This window comes from Bacteriovorax sp. DB6_IX (assembly GCF_000447775.1).
Taxonomy (GTDB): Bacteria; Bdellovibrionota; Bacteriovoracia; order Bacteriovoracales; family Bacteriovoracaceae; genus Halobacteriovorax_A.
The window spans coordinates 1-500 of the sequence record NZ_AUNJ01000490.1 but is presented as its reverse complement, the minus strand read 5'-3'; the positions used below and the strand labels follow the sequence as shown (position 1 = coordinate 500).

Sequence of the window (500 nt, the reverse complement as noted above, 5' to 3'; positions counted from 1 at the left end):
TTTTTTATTTCCAAGGTACCAGTATCTTTTTCTCATGAGACTTGCGTTAAATGACACAGACCTCATAAGAAAAAGATACTGGTACCTTGGTCGCCTTGGTTGTGCCATGGAATATGGTCGTTCTTATTTGTGTTTTCTTCGTGATATCAATAGCTTGGAAAAAAGACTCAATTTGTGTTCATAGATAGCCGATAATTATAGACAAGTTCTTGATAAGATTGGGGAATCAGACCATTAAAAAGATCGTGTTTATTCTATTTATACAATTGTCCTTTTCGGCCTTCGCTGGAGAGTTTCATCATTTCTCAAAGACGGAAATAGAGAATTCCTCATTCAATAAAATTAATGCCATTTATCAAAGCTATGTCTCTTTCTTTATTAGAATGGAGAGAGATTCTATTTATGATAAGAGTTTCGATTCTAATAAGAAGAGTCTAAAGAAGAATCTAGAGTGGAAAAAGAAATTTCAAAAACAAGTACTTTTCAATATCTTCTTTAGT

The 500-nt window shown here is 32.6% G+C and carries 2 protein-coding genes; both read left to right on the top strand.

What is annotated here, in order from left to right; all coding sequences use genetic code 11:
- Positions 1–184, top strand: a 184-nt coding sequence (locus M901_RS18100) for a hypothetical protein (RefSeq protein WP_232422545.1), incomplete at its 5' end; no start/stop codon positions are given.
- Positions 185–245: 61 nt separating this feature from the next.
- Positions 246–500: hypothetical protein (locus M901_RS18095; protein WP_232422544.1), on the top strand; the 255-nt coding region annotated here is incomplete at its 3' end.